We start from the raw sequence: 15,522 nt of genomic DNA, 5'->3' as shown, positions 1-15,522 counted from the left end.
TGGAAGAGCCCGGCTCTTTCAGGGGATGGTCACTCCCTGCTGGCATATTCTGGAAACACTCGAACCGGTGGCTGTCGAGCCGATCGCGTGTGCCCGACCCTCAAGTCGGGACGGGAACGGAGTTTCCCCAGGCGGGCACTTGTACATCGAACGATCTGAGGGGAGACCCTAATGAATTACAACTGGGACTGGGGCGTGTTCTTCAAGTCCACCGGCGTGGGCAGCGAGACCTATCTCGACTGGTACATCGCCGGTCTGGGCTGGACCATCGCCATCGCCGTCGTGGCCTGGATCATCGCCCTGCTGCTGGGCTCGGTACTGGGCGTGATGCGCACCGTGCCGAACCGGCTGGTGTCGGGTATCGCCACTTGCTACGTGGAACTCTTCCGTAATGTGCCGCTGCTGGTTCAGCTGTTCATCTGGTACTTCCTGGTGCCGGACCTGCTGCCCGCCGATATGCAGGAGTGGTACAAGCAGGACCTGAACCCGACCACCTCGGCCTATCTGAGCGTCGTCGTGTGCCTGGGCCTGTTCACCGCCGCCCGGGTTTGCGAGCAGGTGCGCACCGGTATCCAGGCGCTGCCCCGTGGCCAGGAATCCGCGGCCCGTGCCATGGGTTTCAAGTTGCCGCAGATTTACTGGAACGTGCTGCTGCCCCAGGCCTACCGGATCATCATTCCGCCGCTTACCTCGGAATTCCTCAACGTCTTCAAGAACTCCTCCGTGGCCTCGCTGATCGGCCTGATGGAGCTGCTCGCGCAGACCAAACAGACCGCCGAGTTCTCCGCCAACCTGTTCGAAGCCTTCACCCTGGCGACGCTGATCTACTTCACCCTGAACATGAGCCTGATGCTGCTCATGCGCATGGTCGAGAAGAAGGTCTCGGTGCCCGGCCTGATCTCCGTGGGGGGTAAATAATGGAATTCGATTTCAGTGGCGTCATCCCGGCCATTCCCGGTTTGTGGAACGGCATGCTGATGACCCTCCAACTGATGGTCATGGGCGTCATCGGCGGGATCATCCTGGGGACGATCCTGGCGCTGATGCGCCTGTCCCATAACAAGCTGGTCTCCAACATCGCCGGCGCCTACGTCAATTACTTCCGCTCGATCCCGTTGCTGCTGGTGATCACCTGGTTCTACCTGGCGGTGCCGTTCGTGTTGCGCTGGATCACCGGCGAAGACACCCCGATCGGTGCGTTCGGCTCCTGCGTCGTGGCCTTCATGATGTTTGAAGCTGCGTATTTCTGCGAAATCGTCCGGGCCGGCGTGCAGTCGATCGCCAAGGGCCAGATGGGCGCCGCCCAGGCACTGGGGATGAATTATGGCCAGACCATGCGCCTGATCATCCTGCCCCAGGCGTTTCGCAAGATGACCCCACTGCTGTTGCAACAAAGCATCATCCTGTTTCAGGACACCTCGCTGGTCTACACGGTCGGCCTGGTGGACTTCCTCAATGCTTCGCGGGCCAATGGCGACATCATCGGCCGCTCCAATGAGTTCCTGATCGTCGCAGGTCTCGTGTACTTCACAATCAGCTTTGCCGCCTCGCTGCTGGTCAAGCGTCTGCAAAAAAGGTTCGCCGTATGATCTCTATCAAGAACATCAACAAGTGGTATGGGGACTTCCAGGTACTGACCAATTGCAGCACCGAGGTCAGCAAGGGTGAGGTTGTGGTGGTGTGCGGCCCTTCGGGTTCGGGCAAATCCACGCTGATCAAGTGCGTGAACGCCCTGGAACCGTTCCAGAAAGGCGACATCGTGGTCGACGGCACGTCCATCGCCGACCCGAAGACCAACCTGCCGAAACTGCGTTCGCGCGTGGGCATGGTGTTCCAGCATTTCGAACTGTTCCCGCACCTGACCATCACCGAAAACCTGACCATCGCGCAGATCAAGGTGTTGGGCCGCAGCAAGGAAGAGGCCACCAAGAAAGGCCTGCAATTGCTTGAGCGGGTCGGTCTGTCGGCCCATGCCCACAAACACCCGGGCCAACTGTCTGGCGGCCAGCAGCAGCGCGTGGCGATCGCCCGTGCCCTGGCGATGGATCCGGTGGTGATGTTGTTCGATGAACCGACCTCGGCCCTTGACCCGGAAATGGTCAACGAAGTGCTCGACGTGATGGTGCAACTGGCCCACGAAGGCATGACCATGATGTGCGTGACCCACGAAATGGGCTTCGCCCGCAAAGTGGCGAACCGGGTGATCTTCATGGACCAGGGGCAGATCATCGAAGACTGCAAGAAGGAAGAGTTCTTCGGCGACATCAGCGCCCGCTCCGAACGTGCGCAGCATTTCCTTGAGAAAATCCTGCAGCACTAAACAACACGCACCGCTCCTGTGGGAGCGAGCTTGCTCGCGATAGCGGACTGCCAGTCAACATCATTGTCGGCTGATCAGCAGTCATCGCGAGCAAGCTCGCTCCCACAAGGATCCAGTGTTGGTTTGTCGATTTGTGTTGTGGTTGACCCAAGGCTTCTGTGATGAAATGCGACCCCACCCTCTATCGCGCCGCGCCGCCATCACTTGCCGTGAAACCTCGCCTGATCCGCCATCTGTTCCTGCCGCCGCTGGTCATCGCCCTGATGATCGGCCTGGGTTATCTCGGCTTCTGGATCAGCGAGCACTACGGCGTTCGCGGCCTCGCCGAGAACGGCGAGCGCCAGTTGGAGCTGCACGCCCGCGCGGTGGAGAGCGAGATCAGCAAGTACACCTACCTGCCCAGCCTGCTGGAGCTTGAGTCCAGTGTTTCGCAATTGCTCGACGACCCGACGCCCGAACATCGCAAAACCGTCAACGAATACCTCGAAGGCCTGAACCGGCGCAGCCGCAGCCGGGCCATCTATGTCATGGACACCACCGGCCGGGTCATGGCCACCAGTAACTGGCGCGACGTCGACAGTTACCTGGGAGAAGACCTGTCCTTCCGCGCCTATTTCCAGAACGCCGTGCGCGGCCAGCCGGGGCGCTTCTACGGCATCGGCAGCACCAACGGCGAGCCCGGCTATTACCTGGCCCATGGCTTGGAACAACAGGGCAAGATCATCGGCGTCGCCGTGGTCAAGGTGCGCCTCGAAGCCTTGGAAGAACGCTGGCAGCGCGCGCGCCTGGAGGCGTTCGTCAGTGACGAGAACGGCATCATCATCTTGTCCAGCGACCCGGCGCGGCGGCTCAAGTCCGTGCGCCCGCTCAGTGATGAGACCAAGGAGCGCCTGGCCCGCAGCCTGCAGTACTACTGGTTTCCGCTGAACGAACTGGTGCCCCTGGCCAGGGAACGACTGGCCGAAGGCATGGAGAAGCTGACCTTCCCGGCCAACACCGAACTGGTGTCCGACGAACGCGCCATCAGCTACTTGTCCCAGACCCGGCCCCTGAGTGACACGCCGTGGAATTTCACCCTGCTGACCCCGCTTGAAGACCTGCGTCGCCAGGCGATCAACCAGGGCATCCTGGTGGCGGTGGCATTCGCCCTGGTGGCGTTCCTGCTGATTGCCTGGAACGAACGGCGCAAGGTCATTGCTACCCGCCTCGCCGCCCGGGAAGCCTTGCAACAAGCCAACAATCAGCTCGAGCGTCGGATTACCGAACGCACCACCGACCTGCGGGCCAGCAATGAACGCCTCAAGGGCCAGATCCGCGAGCGGCGACAGGCCGAAGAGACCTTGCGCCGGGCCCAGGACGAACTGGTGCAGGCCGGTAAACTGGCGGCCATCGGCCAGATGTCCACCAGCATCGCCCACGAACTCAACCAGCCGCTGGCGGCACTGCGCACCTTGTCCGGCAATACCGTGCGCTTCATGGAACGCGGTCAATTGGATATCGCCAGCGCCAACCTCAAGACCATCAACGATTTGATCGACCGCATGGGCCGCATCACCGCCAGCCTGCGCTCCTTTGCCCGGCGCGGGGACGACCAGGGCCAGGCCAGCCTCGGCAAGGGCGTCGAGGCCGCGCTGCAACTGCTCGGCGCACGCCTGGAAAGCTTGAACATCCAGATCCATTCCAGTTTCGACGACGTCCAGGTGCAAATCGACCAGACGCGCCTGGAGCAGATCCTGGTGAACCTGATCGGCAACGCCCTGGACGCCATGCAGACCCAACCCGAGCCGCATCTGTGGCTCGAAGGCCAGGCCGGCGACGGCAAATATCGCCTGCGCGTGCGCGATAACGGCCACGGCATCGATCCAGAAGCACGCAAGCATCTGTTCGAACCCTTCTTCACCACCAAACCCGGCGAACAAGGCCTGGGTCTGGGCCTGACGCTCTCCGCCAGCCTGGCCGCCGCCACGGGTGGCTACCTGGGCGTCGAGCACCCGGTCGAGGGCAATGGAACCACGTTTGTCCTCAGTTTACCGTTGGTAAGCCTTTTACCTGCCGAGCCGCTATGAACAACGACCTGAGCGTACTGATCGTCGAAGACGACCCCCATGTTCTGCTGGGCTGCCAGCAGGCGCTGACCCTGGAAGACATTCCCTGCGTCGGCGTGGGCAGCGCCGAAGAAGCCCTGGAGCGGGTCGGCGATGACTTTGCCGGCATCGTCATCAGCGATATTCGCCTGCCGGGCATCGATGGCCTGGAGCTACTGACACGCCTCAAGGCACGGGACCGCAGCCTGCCGGTGGTGTTGATCACCGGGCATGGCGACATCTCCATGGCGGTCGGCGCCATGCAAAAAGGCGCCTACGACTTCATGGAGAAACCCTTCTCCCCGGAACGTCTGGTGGACGTCGCCCGCCGCGCCCTGGAACAGCGCAGCCTGGCCCGTGAGGTCTCCTCCTTGCGCCGGCAACTGGCCGAGCGCGATACCCTGGAAGGCCGGATCATTGGCCGTTCACCGGCCATGCAGCACCTGCGAGCGCTGATCGCCAACGTCGCCGATACCTCGGCCAACGTGCTGATCGAAGGCGAAACCGGCACCGGCAAGGAATTGGTCGCCCGCTGCCTGCATGACTTCAGCCGCCGCCACGAAAAACAATTCGTCGCGCTGAATTGCGGCGGCCTGCCGGAGAACCTGTTCGAAAGCGAGATTTTCGGCCACGAGGCCAACGCCTTTACCGGCGCCGGCAAACGTCGGATCGGCAAGATCGAACACGCCGACGGCGGCACGCTGTTTCTCGATGAAGTGGAAAGCATGCCCCTGCCCTTGCAGATCAAACTGCTGCGGGTGTTGCAGGAACGCACTCTCGAACGCCTGGGCTCAAACCAGAGCGTCGCGGTGGATTGCCGGGTGATTGCCGCCACCAAGTCCGACCTGGACGAAATGGGCCGGGTTGGGCAGTTTCGCAGCGACTTGTATTACCGCCTCAACGTGGTGACCCTGGAACTGCCCCCCCTGCGCGAACGACGCGAAGACATCCTGCAATTGTTCAAGCACTTTCTCCAGCAATCGTCCCTGCGCTTCGACCGTACGGTGCCGGAGCTGGATAACCAGACGCTGTCGAACCTGATGAGCCACGACTGGCCGGGTAACGTGCGCGAACTGCGCAACGTCGCCGAGCGCTACGCCCTCGGTTTACCCGCCTTCAAGAAGTCCGGAGCCAGCAGCGGCAACCAGAGCCTGGCCTTTGCCGAAGCAGTAGAAGCTTTCGAGCGCAATTTGTTGGTGGACGCGCTGCAACGCAGCGGTGGCAACCTGACCCAGGCCAGCCTGGAATTGGGCATGGCCAAGACCACGCTGTTCGACAAAGTCAAAAAGTATGGCCTGAGCCATTAACCGGGGCGTAAACCTGTGGACTTGATTTTCAAGGCGGCGCTGGGTGCGGCCGTGGTGGTCATCCTGGCGATGCTGGCCAAGACCAAAAACTATTACATCGCCGGGCTGGTGCCGCTGTTCCCGACATTCGCCCTGATCGCCCATTACATTGTCGGCAAAGGCCGCTCGGTAGAGGACCTGAAGACCACCATCGTGTTTGGAATGTGGTCGATCATTCCGTATTTCGTCTATCTGGCGACGCTGTATGTAATGGTCGACCGCATGCGCCTGGAGGCGTCCCTGGCCGTGGCGGCGGTGGCATGGCTGATGGCCGCGACGGTGCTGGTCAGCGTCTGGGTGAGGGTTCACGGCTGATGGTGCCCGGCAGGAGCCGTCGCGGGCTCCTGCACGGTGAAGGGTGGATCAGTACCCGACGGTGAACCGCTCCCGCGAAAACTGTGGCGTTTCCACTTCATCGATCATCGCGATGGCGAAATCGGCAAAGCTGATCCAACTGCGTCCGGCATCGTCGAACAACAGGTGATCCTTGCCGAGACGAAACTGCTCCGTGCGCTCGGTTTCGACGAACTCCGCCGAAGGCGAGAGGAAGGTCCAGTCCAGGTCCTGCTCCTTGCGCAGCACGTCGAGGAACAACGCACCGGCGCTGGCTTCGGCAAGGTATTCCTCCGGGAAGCCCTCGCTGTCGATCACCCGGCTGTTGTCCGGCAGCAACAACGAACCGGCCCCGCCCACTACCAGCAGCCGCTTGACCCCAGCGGCCTTCAGTGGCGCGATGAGCTTGTCGGCTGGCACGCTGGCAAAGTGGGCCGCGCTGATCACCACGTCATGACCGGTGACGGCTGCGATCAAGGCCTCGCTGTCCAACACGTCCAACTGCTGGCAGACCACCCCGGCCCTTTCGCCGATTTTTGCGGTATTGCGGGCAATGGCCGTCACGCTGTGACCACGACGCAGGGCCTCTTCCAACAGTTGGCTGCCGGCCCGACCGGTGGCGCCGATGATTGCGATTTTGCTCATGATGTTCTCCAGTGATTAGCGATGTTTGAAATGAATGCTCTTGGGGTTCCGATCACAGATCGGGTTTCACCACTTCATCTCCCCCTTGGCCACCTTGGCACTGAGTTCCAGAGAGCTGTCTTCGCCCAGGTTCGGGTAGCGTTGCTTCATGGCGGCGATCAGCGCGGCGGAGTCCTTGGCCCGAGCGTTTTCCTCGTCGAAGGCCTTGATGTAGCCGGCGGTGAATGTCACCGGGGCCAGGGACCGGGCACTTTCACCCAGGTAATGGCCGGGGATCACAGTGTTCGGTTGCAACTTTTCAATGCCCGCCAGCGTCGCCAACCAATCCTGGTGAGATTTCGGCGTCTGGGTGTCGGCCATCCAGACGTGAATGTTCTCGGCCACCACCACGCCGCCGACCACCGCCTTGATCGATGGAATCCACACAAAGCTACGGTCCGGCTGCGGGCCATCAAGACCGACGATCTGCAAGCGTTTGCCTTCCAGGGTCAGGCTGTCGCCCTTGAGGACCTGAGGCACGATGGCTTTGCCTGGCGCGTCAGTTTTCAGGATCGGCCCCCAATATTTCAGCTTGCCGTCCATGGTGTGCTGAATGTGCTCCACGGTCGGCGCGGATGCCAGGACCTTGGCCTCAGGGAAGGCGGTGGTCAGGGTTTCCAGACCAAAATAGTAGTCGGGATCACCGTGACTGATGTAGATCGTGGTCAATCGCTTACCACTGGCGCGGATCTTTTCCACAACCTGTTCGGCTTGGGATTTGCCGAACTGGGCGTCCACCAGGATCGCTTCTTTTTCGCCGCTGACCAAAACCGAGGTCACCGGAAAAACCGCCGCCGCGCCTGGATTGTAGACATCGAGCGTAAGGTCGGCTGCCCAGGTGTGGGCCGCGAAAGCCATCGAGGCAGTTGCCAGCAGCAGGCGCTTGAGTGGGGTAAATCCGGTCATGTGTGCTCCATTGTCGAAATGCCCGAAAGGCGATGAGACTGAGCTTAGTTACCTGATTCATTCTAAAAAATGCGATGCTGAAACATAGTTTGTTTCTAAAACCGGGCTAATCATGGATCGTCTACAAGCAATGCGGGTGTTCGTCACGGTGGTGGACCTGGGCAGCCAGTCGGCGGCGGCCGAGCACCTGGACCTGTCACGCCCGGTGGTATCGCGTTATCTCGCAGAGCTGGAGGACTGGGTCGGTGCCCGGTTGATGCACCGCACCACCCGCAAGCTGAGCCTGACGGCCGCAGGTTCCGAGATCCTGCCGCGCTGTCGACAGATGCTGGAGCTCTCTGGCGACATGCAAGCAGCGGTCACCACTCAGGGCGATGCGCCACGAGGCATGCTGCGCATCAGTGCCAGCACCTCGTTCGGCCAGGCCCAATTGGCGTCCGCCATGACCGAGTTCGTCGTGCGCTACCCAGGGGTGAGCGTCGACCTGCAAATGCTCGACCGCACCGTGAACCTGGTGGACGAGCGCATCGACCTGGCGATCCGCATGAGCAACGACCTGGACCCGAACCTGATCGCCCGTCGCCTCACAGTCTGTCGCTCGGTGATCTGCGCCTCGCCCGGTTACCTGCGTGAGCACTCGACACCGCTGCGCGTGGAAGACCTGAGCCGGCACAACTGCCTGACCCACTCCTACGTCGGCAAGAGCCTTTGGCATTTCGAGCAGGACGGCGAGCAGGTTTCGGTGCCGGTGCAAGGTAATATCAGCGCCAACGAAGCCAGCACATTGCTTCAGGCCACGATAGCCGGCGCCGGCGTGGCGATGCTGCCCAGCTATCAGGCCGGCACCCACATCAAGAACGGCGAACTGATCCGCCTGCTGGCCCACGCCGAACCCCGGCAGATGAACATGTACGCGGTGTATGCATCCCGCAAACACATGCCGTCGGCGCTGCGCAGCCTGCTGGATTTTTTGGTGCTGCGGTTTCCCGAGAGGCCGGAGTGGGATGTGGGGTTATAGCTGCCTCCCACAGGGGATCTCTGTACGATCTCAAGCTTTTCACCAGGATTTCACCAATAGCCCGCCCCAAGGCATACTTGCCACCCTCCGCATTCCAGAACCCAAAACCGCCCCATGCGTATCCACGTCAGTTTCATCGACCGCGTCGGCATCACCCAGGAAGTCCTGGCGTTGCTCGGTGGGCGCAATCTCAATCTGGATGCGGTGGAGATGGTGCCGCCCAACGTCTACATCGACGCCCCGACCCTCAGCCCGCAAGTGCTGGACGAGTTGCGCGAGGCGCTGTTCAGCGTGCGGGGCGTGGAGGCGGTGACCGTGGTGGACATCCTGCCGGGCCAGCGCCGGCACTTGCAGCTCGATGCCCTGCTCGCGGCCATGACCGATCCGGTGCTGGCGCTGGACAGCGCCGGCAAGGTGTTGCTCGCCAACCCGGCGTTGATCGCCCTGTACGGTCGTGAGCCGGCCGGGGAAAGCGTCGCCGAACTGTTCGCGGACGAAGCGCTGTTGGGCACCCTGCTGGAGAATGGTTTCCGCCTGCCGCTGCGGGAAATCACCCTCAACGGCCAGACCTTGCTGCTGGACGCCACCCCCATCACGGACGCCGGCGCCCTGCTGACGCTCTATCAGCCGAACCGCATCGGCGAACGCCTGTCGGCGCTGCACCACGACCACGCCGAAGGCTTCGACGCGCTGCTCGGTGAATCCCCAGCGATCCGCACCCTCAAGGCCCGGGCCCAGCGGGTCGCGGCCCTGGATGCACCGCTGCTGATCCAGGGTGAAACCGGCACCGGCAAGGAGTTGGTGGCCCGGGCCTGTCACGCCATCAGTGCCCGTCACAGTGCGCCGTTTTTGGCCCTCAACTGCGCCGCGCTGCCGGAGAACCTGGCCGAAAGCGAACTGTTCGGCTACGCCCCCGGCGCCTTCACCGGCGCGCAACGGGGCGGCAAGCCAGGACTGATGGAGCTGGCGAACCAGGGCACGGTGTTCCTCGATGAGATCGGCGAAATGTCGCCGTACCTGCAAGCCAAACTGCTGCGCTTCTTGAACGACGGCAGCTTTCGCCGGGTCGGCGGCGACCGGGAAATCAAGGTCAATGTGCGGATCCTCAGCGCCACTCACCGCAACCTGGAAAAAATGGTCAGCGAAGGTTCGTTCCGCGAAGACCTGTTCTATCGCTTGAACGTGCTCAACGTCGAAGTCCCACCGCTGCGTGAGCGCGGCCAGGACATTCTGCTGTTGGCGCGTTATTTCATGCAGCAGGCCTGCGCGCAGATCCAGCGCCCGGTCTGCCGCCTGGCTCCCGGCACCTACCCGGCACTGTTGGGTAATCGCTGGCCGGGCAACGTGCGGCAATTGCAGAACGTGATCTTCCGCGCCGCCGCGATCTGTGAAAGCAGCCTGGTGGACATCGGCGACCTGGACATCGCCGGTACTTCCGTGGCGCGTCAAGGCGATGTGGAAGTCGAAAGCCTGGAACAGGCCGTGGAAAGCTTCGAGAAACACCTGCTCGAAAGCCTTTACGTCAACTATCCCTCCACCCGCCAACTCGCCAGCCGCCTGCAGACCTCCCACACCGCGATCGCCCACCGGTTGCGCAAGTATGGGATTTCCGGGAAGCCGTAGCCTTACGCGGTCGAATGTGGGAGCGGGCTTGCTCGCGAAGGTGGTGTGACAGTCAATGGGATATCGATTGACCCACCGCCTTCGCGAGCAAGCCCGCTCCCACAAGGAATCTCCAGTGGCTTCAAAACCGAGCCAAAACCGACCTCCACCTGTACTGAAAGCGCTACAGTGGAACGATATCGCTACAGCAGCCGCTAAGCAGCGCCAAGTAAGGCTTTGATCCCACAACGATTTTATCCAGGCCTGCAACTGTAGCGATTTCGCTACAACCGAATTCATTCGTCTCGCAAAAAAATCAACCAACGCATTGATTTATAAACACTTATCAACATTGGCCGTATTCTTGCTAAGGGTATAGCCATTCGGCCGGGCCAAGCCCCGCGCCTTTCTTCGCGTCCACCAGACGAATCTGGCCCCAGGAGTTTCCATGAGCGAGTTGCGTTTCACTGAAGATCACGAATGGCTGCGCACTGAAGCCGACGGCAGCGTTACCGTCGGTATTACCGCGTTTGCCCAGAACGCCTTGGGCGATGTGGTCTATGTTCAGTTACCGGAACTGCAAAGCTACGACAAGGGTGCCGAAGCCTCCACCGTGGAATCGGTGAAAGCGGCCAGCGGCGTCTACATGCCACTGGACGGTGAAGTGCTCGAAATCAACCCGGCCCTGGAGAGCAATCCGGAACTGGTCAACGAAGATCCGCTGGGCGAAGGCTGGTTTTTCCGCTTCAAGCCCGCCGACGCCGCCCAAGTTGACCAACTGCTGGATCAGGACGCCTACGACCGCCTGATCAAAGCCAACGCCGAAGCCTGAGGAGCGCAACATGACCGTTAATCTCGGCACCGCCAACGAATTCATCGCCCGCCACATCGGCCCGCGGGCCAGCGACGAGCAAGCCATGCTCGAACGCCTGGGCTACGACTCCCTGGAAGCGTTGAGCGCCAGTGTCATCCCGGAAAGCATCAAGGGCACCAGCGTGCTGGACATGGGCGACGGCCAGAGCGAAGCCGATGCGCTGGCCTCGATCAAAGCCATTGCCGCCAAGAACCAGCTGTTCAAGACTTACATCGGCCAGGGCTACTACAACTGCCATACGCCGGCGCCGATCCTGCGCAACCTGCTGGAAAACCCGGCCTGGTACACCGCCTACACGCCGTACCAGCCTGAAATTTCCCAGGGCCGTCTCGAAGCGTTGTTGAACTTCCAGACCCTGATCAGCGACCTCACCGGCCTGCCGATCGCCAACGCTTCCTTGCTCGACGAAGCCACCGCAGCCGCCGAAGCCATGACCTTCTGCAAGCGCCTGAGCAAGAACAAGGGCAGCAATGCGTTCTTCGCTTCCCGCCATTGCCATCCGCAGACCCTCGACGTACTGCGCACCCGTGCCGAGCCCCTGGGCATCGACGTGGTGGTCGGCGATGAACACGAATTGAGCGACGTCAGAGGATTCTTCGGCGCACTGCTGCAATACCCGGCCAGCAACGGCGACCTGTTCGACTACCGTGAACTGACCGAACGCTTCCACGCTGGCAACGCCCTGGTGGCGGTCGCAGCGGACCTGCTGGCCCTGACCGTGCTGGCGGCGCCAGGTGAATTCGGCGCCGACGTGGCCATCGGCAGTGCCCAACGCTTCGGCGTGCCACTGGGTTTCGGCGGACCGCACGCGGCGTATTTCTCCACCAAGGATGCTTTCAAGCGCGACATGCCGGGCCGTTTGGTCGGTGTTTCCGTGGACCGCTTCGGCAAACCGGCCCTGCGCCTGGCGATGCAGACCCGCGAGCAACACATCCGTCGCGAGAAAGCCACGAGCAACATCTGCACCGCCCAGGTGCTGCTGGCCAACATCGCCAGCATGTACGCCGTGTACCACGGTCCCAAGGGCCTGGTGCAGATTGCCAACCGCATCCACCACTTGACCGCGATCCTCGCCAAGGGCCTGGGCGCGTTGGGCTTGAACGTCGAGCAAGAAAGCTTCTTCGACACCCTGACCCTGCACACCGGCGCGCAAACCGCCGCCCTGCACGACAAGGCCCGCGCCCAGCGCATCAACCTGCGCGTGGTGGACGCTGAACGCCTGGGCCTGTCCCTGGACGAGACCACCAACCAGGCCGACGTTGAAGCACTGCTCCGTTTGATAGGCAGCCTGTTGGCCGACGGTAAGGCACTGCCGGACTTCACTGCGCTGGCCGCCACCGTGCAAAGCCGCATCCCGGCCGAACTGGTGCGCCAGTCGGCGATCCTCAGCCACCCGGTGTTCAACCGCTACCATTCTGAGACCGAGCTGATGCGCTACCTGCGCAAGCTCGCCGACAAGGACCTGGCCCTGGATCGCACCATGATCCCGCTGGGCTCCTGCACCATGAAACTCAACGCCGCCAGCGAAATGATCCCGGTGACCTGGGCCGAGTTCGGCGCCCTGCACCCGTTCGCCCCCGCCGAGCAAAGCGCCGGCTACCAGCAACTGACTGACGAACTGGAAGCGATGCTCTGCGCCGCCACCGGCTATGACGCGGTGTCACTGCAACCCAACGCCGGCTCCCAGGGCGAATACGCCGGCCTGCTGGCGATCCGTGCGTATCACCAGAGCCGTGGCGAAGACCGTCGCGATATCTGCCTGATCCCGTCCTCGGCCCACGGCACCAACCCGGCCACCGCCAACATGGCCGGCATGCGTGTGGTCGTGACCGCCTGTGATGCCCGCGGCAACGTCGACATCGAAGACCTGCGCGCCAAGGCCATCGAGCACCGCGAACACCTCGCGGCGCTGATGATCACCTACCCGTCCACCCACGGCGTGTTCGAAGAAGGCATCCGCGAAATCTGCGGCATCATTCATGACAATGGCGGCCAGGTGTACATCGACGGCGCCAACATGAACGCCATGGTCGGCCTCTGCGCCCCAGGCAAGTTCGGCGGCGACGTGTCCCACCTGAACCTGCACAAGACCTTCTGCATCCCCCACGGCGGTGGTGGCCCGGGCGTCGGCCCGATTGGCGTCAAATCCCACCTGGCACCGTTCCTGCCCGGCCATGCCAACATGGAACGCAAGGAAGGCGCGGTGTGCGCGGCGCCGTTCGGCAGCGCGAGCATCCTGCCGATCACCTGGATGTACATCCGCATGATGGGCGGCGCCGGCCTCAAGCGCGCTTCGCAACTGGCGATCCTCAACGCCAACTACATCGCCCGGCGCCTGGAAGAGCACTACCCGGTGCTCTACTCCGGCAGCAACGGCCTGGTGGCCCACGAATGCATCCTCGACCTGCGTCCGCTCAAGGACAGCAGCGGCATCAGCGTCGATGACGTGGCCAAGCGCCTGATCGACTTCGGTTTCCACGCCCCGACCATGTCGTTCCCGGTGGCCGGCACGCTGATGATCGAGCCGACCGAAAGCGAATCCAAGGAAGAACTGGACCGCTTCTGCGACGCCATGATCTGCATCCGCGAAGAAATCCGCGCGGTAGAAAACGGCAGCCTGGACAAAGACGACAACCCGCTGAAAAACGCCCCGCACACCGCCGCGGAAATCGTCGGCGAGTGGACCCACCCCTACAGCCGCGAACAGGCGGTATACCCGGTGGCGTCGTTGATCGACGGTAAATACTGGCCGCCGGTGGGCCGGGTCGACAACGTGTTCGGCGACCGCAACCTGGTCTGCGCCTGCCCGTCGATCGAAAGCTACGCTTGACCTGTGGAGGGGGCGGGTTTGCCCGCCCTCTCAACAACACCGCATATCCCCTTGTGGGAGCGAGCAAGCCCGCTCCCACATTGGATCTACGCCAAACTCATATTCGTCGATCCTCATAAAAAGAAACCGGAGAAACACCATGTCGTTAAGCGTGTTCGACCTGTTCAAGATCGGCATCGGCCCTTCCAGCTCCCATACGGTCGGCCCGATGCGTGCCGCCGCCCGTTTCGCTGAAGGGCTGCGTCGTGATGACCTGCTCAATGTCACCACCAGCGTCAAGGTCGAGCTCTACGGCTCACTTGGCGCCACCGGCAAAGGTCACGGCAGCGACAAAGCCGTGCTGCTGGGCCTGGAAGGTGAGCACCCCGATACCGTGGATACCGAAACCGTCGATGCCCGCCTGCAATCGATCCGCAGCAACGGTCGCCTGAATCTGCTCGGCGAGCACGCCATCGAATTCAACGAAAAACTGCACCTGGCGATGATCCGTAAGCCGCTGGCCTTTCACCCCAACGGCATGATCTTCCGTGCCTTCGATGCCGCGGGCCTGCAAGTGCGTAGCCGCGAGTACTACTCGGTGGGCGGCGGTTTTGTCGTCGACGAAGGCGCGGCCGGCGCCGACCGTATCGTCGAAGATGCCACGCCCCTGACCTTCCCCTTCAAAAGCGCCAAGGACCTGCTGGGCCATTGCACCACCTACGGCCTGTCCATCAGCCAGGTGATGCTGACCAACGAAAGCGCCTGGCGCCCCGAAGCCGAAACCCGCGCCGGCCTGCTGAAGATCTGGCAGGTCATGCAGGATTGCGTAGCCGCCGGCTGTCGCAACGAAGGGATTCTGCCGGGTGGGCTGAAGGTCAAGCGCCGCGCAGCGGCGCTGCATCGCCAGCTGTGCAAGAACCCCGAAGCCGCGCTGCGCGATCCACTGTCAGTGCTGGACTGGGTCAACCTGTACGCCCTGGCGGTCAACGAAGAAAACGCCTACGGCGGGCGCGTCGTCACTGCGCCCACCAACGGCGCGGCGGGGATCATCCCGGCCGTGTTGCATTACTACATGCGCTTCATCCCCGGCGCCAATGAGGATGGCGTGGTGCGCTTCCTGCTGACCGCCGCCGCCATCGGCATCCTGTACAAGGAAAACGCCTCCATCTCCGGCGCCGAGGTCGGCTGCCAGGGTGAAGTCGGCGTGGCCTGCTCCATGGCCGCCGGTGCCCTCTGCGAAGTGCTGGGCGGTACGGTGCAACAAGTGGAAAACGCCGCCGAGATCGGCATGGAACACAACCTCGGCCTGACCTGCGACCCCATCGGCGGCCTGGTGCAGGTGCCGTGTATCGAGCGCAACGCCATGGGCTCGGTGAAAGCCATCAATGCGGTGCGCATGGCCATGCGCGGCGACGGGCATCACTTCGTCTCCCTCGACAAAGTCATCCGCACCATGCGCCAGACCGGCGCCGACATGAAAAGCAAATACAAGGAGACCGCCCGCGGCGGTCTGGCGGTCAACATCATCGAATGCTGATGCGCGCTT

General features: G+C 62.4%; 13 protein-coding genes. 11 read left to right on the top strand and 2 right to left on the bottom strand.

Annotated elements, in window-relative coordinates; all coding sequences use genetic code 11:
* The first annotated feature begins 171 nt into the window (after positions 1-171).
* From ACWNZ1_RS16130 to ACWNZ1_RS16105, 6 genes are all read left to right on the top strand, one after another.
* A complete protein-coding gene (locus ACWNZ1_RS16130; RefSeq protein WP_135846883.1) occupies positions 172-918 on the top strand; it encodes an amino acid ABC transporter permease in 747 nt (248 codons plus the stop codon).
* Positions 918-1,589 (top strand): amino acid ABC transporter permease, encoded by a 672-nt coding sequence (locus tag ACWNZ1_RS16125; protein ID WP_135846884.1) that lies wholly within the window; start codon positions 918-920, stop codon positions 1,587-1,589. Before ACWNZ1_RS16130 ends, ACWNZ1_RS16125 begins: the two co-directional genes overlap by 1 nt.
* Positions 1,586-2,320 carry an amino acid ABC transporter ATP-binding protein gene (locus ACWNZ1_RS16120; protein ID WP_003204983.1) on the top strand — a complete coding sequence of 245 codons (735 nt, stop codon included), beginning with the start codon at positions 1,586-1,588 and terminating at the stop codon, positions 2,318-2,320. Before ACWNZ1_RS16125 ends, ACWNZ1_RS16120 begins: the two co-directional genes overlap by 4 nt.
* Positions 2,321-2,481: 161 nt before the next feature.
* Positions 2,482-4,386 (top strand): two-component sensor histidine kinase AauS, encoded by a 1,905-nt coding sequence (gene aauS, locus ACWNZ1_RS16115; protein ID WP_135846886.1) that lies wholly within the window; start codon positions 2,482-2,484, stop codon positions 4,384-4,386.
* Positions 4,383-5,711: a two-component response regulator AauR gene (gene aauR, locus ACWNZ1_RS16110; RefSeq protein ID WP_135846887.1), complete on the top strand. Its 1,329-nt coding sequence runs from the start codon at positions 4,383-4,385 to the stop codon at positions 5,709-5,711. Before aauS ends, aauR begins: the two co-directional genes overlap by 4 nt.
* A 24-nt stretch (positions 5,712-5,735) precedes the next feature.
* Positions 5,736-6,065 carry a GlpM family protein gene (locus ACWNZ1_RS16105; RefSeq protein WP_178084330.1) on the top strand — a complete coding sequence of 110 codons (330 nt, stop codon included), beginning with the start codon at positions 5,736-5,738 and terminating at the stop codon, positions 6,063-6,065.
* Between the two features lie 48 nt (positions 6,066-6,113).
* On the opposite strand, the gene ACWNZ1_RS16100 is transcribed toward ACWNZ1_RS16105, so the two are convergent.
* Together ACWNZ1_RS16100 and ACWNZ1_RS16095 are read right to left on the bottom strand one after the other, a co-directional pair.
* On the bottom strand, positions 6,114-6,728 hold the full coding sequence (locus ACWNZ1_RS16100; RefSeq protein ID WP_135846889.1) for an NAD(P)-dependent oxidoreductase: 615 nt from the start codon (positions 6,726-6,728) through the stop codon (positions 6,114-6,116).
* A gap of 66 nt (positions 6,729-6,794) precedes the next feature.
* On the bottom strand, positions 6,795-7,673 hold the full coding sequence (locus ACWNZ1_RS16095) for an MBL fold metallo-hydrolase (RefSeq protein WP_256453638.1): 879 nt from the start codon (positions 7,671-7,673) through the stop codon (positions 6,795-6,797).
* Positions 7,674-7,785: 112 nt separating this feature from the next.
* On the opposite strand from ACWNZ1_RS16095, the gene ACWNZ1_RS16090 reads away from it, so the two are divergent.
* The 5 genes from ACWNZ1_RS16090 to ACWNZ1_RS16070 all read left to right on the top strand — a co-directional run bounded on the left by ACWNZ1_RS16090 (position 7,786) and on the right by ACWNZ1_RS16070 (position 15,513).
* Positions 7,786-8,691 carry a LysR family transcriptional regulator gene (locus tag ACWNZ1_RS16090; RefSeq protein ID WP_256453639.1) on the top strand — a complete coding sequence of 302 codons (906 nt, stop codon included), beginning with the start codon at positions 7,786-7,788 and terminating at the stop codon, positions 8,689-8,691.
* Positions 8,692-8,805: 114 nt separating this feature from the next.
* Entirely contained in the window at positions 8,806-10,314 is a 1,509-nt protein-coding gene (locus ACWNZ1_RS16085; RefSeq protein WP_280944347.1) for a sigma-54-dependent transcriptional regulator, read from the top strand.
* 427 nt (positions 10,315-10,741) lie between these two features.
* The gene (gene gcvH, locus ACWNZ1_RS16080; RefSeq protein ID WP_135846893.1) at positions 10,742-11,125 is read left to right on the top strand and encodes a glycine cleavage system protein GcvH; all 384 of its coding nucleotides are present in this window, start codon (positions 10,742-10,744) and stop codon (positions 11,123-11,125) included.
* Between the two features lie 10 nt (positions 11,126-11,135).
* The gene (gene gcvP / locus ACWNZ1_RS16075) at positions 11,136-13,997 is read left to right on the top strand and encodes an aminomethyl-transferring glycine dehydrogenase (RefSeq protein ID WP_456027745.1); all 2,862 of its coding nucleotides are present in this window, start codon (positions 11,136-11,138) and stop codon (positions 13,995-13,997) included.
* A gap of 139 nt (positions 13,998-14,136) precedes the next feature.
* Positions 14,137-15,513, top strand: a complete 1,377-nt coding sequence (locus ACWNZ1_RS16070; protein ID WP_456027744.1) for an L-serine ammonia-lyase — start codon at positions 14,137-14,139, stop codon at positions 15,511-15,513.
* The last annotated feature ends 9 nt before the right edge of the window (positions 15,514-15,522 follow it).

This window comes from Pseudomonas sp. CFBP 5748 (assembly GCF_053850495.1).
Note: the sequence above shows the minus strand (reverse complement) of the source record. Positions and strands in the feature narration are given on the sequence as shown.

Bases quoted from the DNA above. Each gene is read 5' to 3' on its own strand.
- ACWNZ1_RS16120 (WP_003204983.1), top strand. From the start codon at position 1,586: ATGATCTCTATCAAGAACATCAACAAGTGGTATGGGGACTTCCAGGTA.
- gcvH (WP_135846893.1), top strand. From the start codon at position 10,742: ATGAGCGAGTTGCGTTTCACTGAAGATCACGAATGGCTGCGCACTGAA.
- aauR (WP_135846887.1), top strand. From the start codon at position 4,383: ATGAACAACGACCTGAGCGTACTGATCGTCGAAGACGACCCCCATGTT.
- gcvP (WP_456027745.1), top strand. From the start codon at position 11,136: ATGACCGTTAATCTCGGCACCGCCAACGAATTCATCGCCCGCCACATC.
- ACWNZ1_RS16125 (WP_135846884.1), top strand. From the start codon at position 918: ATGGAATTCGATTTCAGTGGCGTCATCCCGGCCATTCCCGGTTTGTGG.
- ACWNZ1_RS16070 (WP_456027744.1), top strand. From the start codon at position 14,137: ATGTCGTTAAGCGTGTTCGACCTGTTCAAGATCGGCATCGGCCCTTCC.
- ACWNZ1_RS16090 (WP_256453639.1), top strand. From the start codon at position 7,786: ATGGATCGTCTACAAGCAATGCGGGTGTTCGTCACGGTGGTGGACCTG.
- aauS (WP_135846886.1), top strand. From the start codon at position 2,482: ATGAAATGCGACCCCACCCTCTATCGCGCCGCGCCGCCATCACTTGCC.
- ACWNZ1_RS16085 (WP_280944347.1), top strand. From the start codon at position 8,806: ATGCGTATCCACGTCAGTTTCATCGACCGCGTCGGCATCACCCAGGAA.
- ACWNZ1_RS16100 (WP_135846889.1), bottom strand. From the start codon at position 6,728: ATGAGCAAAATCGCAATCATCGGCGCCACCGGTCGGGCCGGCAGCCAA.
- ACWNZ1_RS16130 (WP_135846883.1), top strand. From the start codon at position 172: ATGAATTACAACTGGGACTGGGGCGTGTTCTTCAAGTCCACCGGCGTG.
- ACWNZ1_RS16095 (WP_256453638.1), bottom strand. From the start codon at position 7,673: ATGACCGGATTTACCCCACTCAAGCGCCTGCTGCTGGCAACTGCCTCG.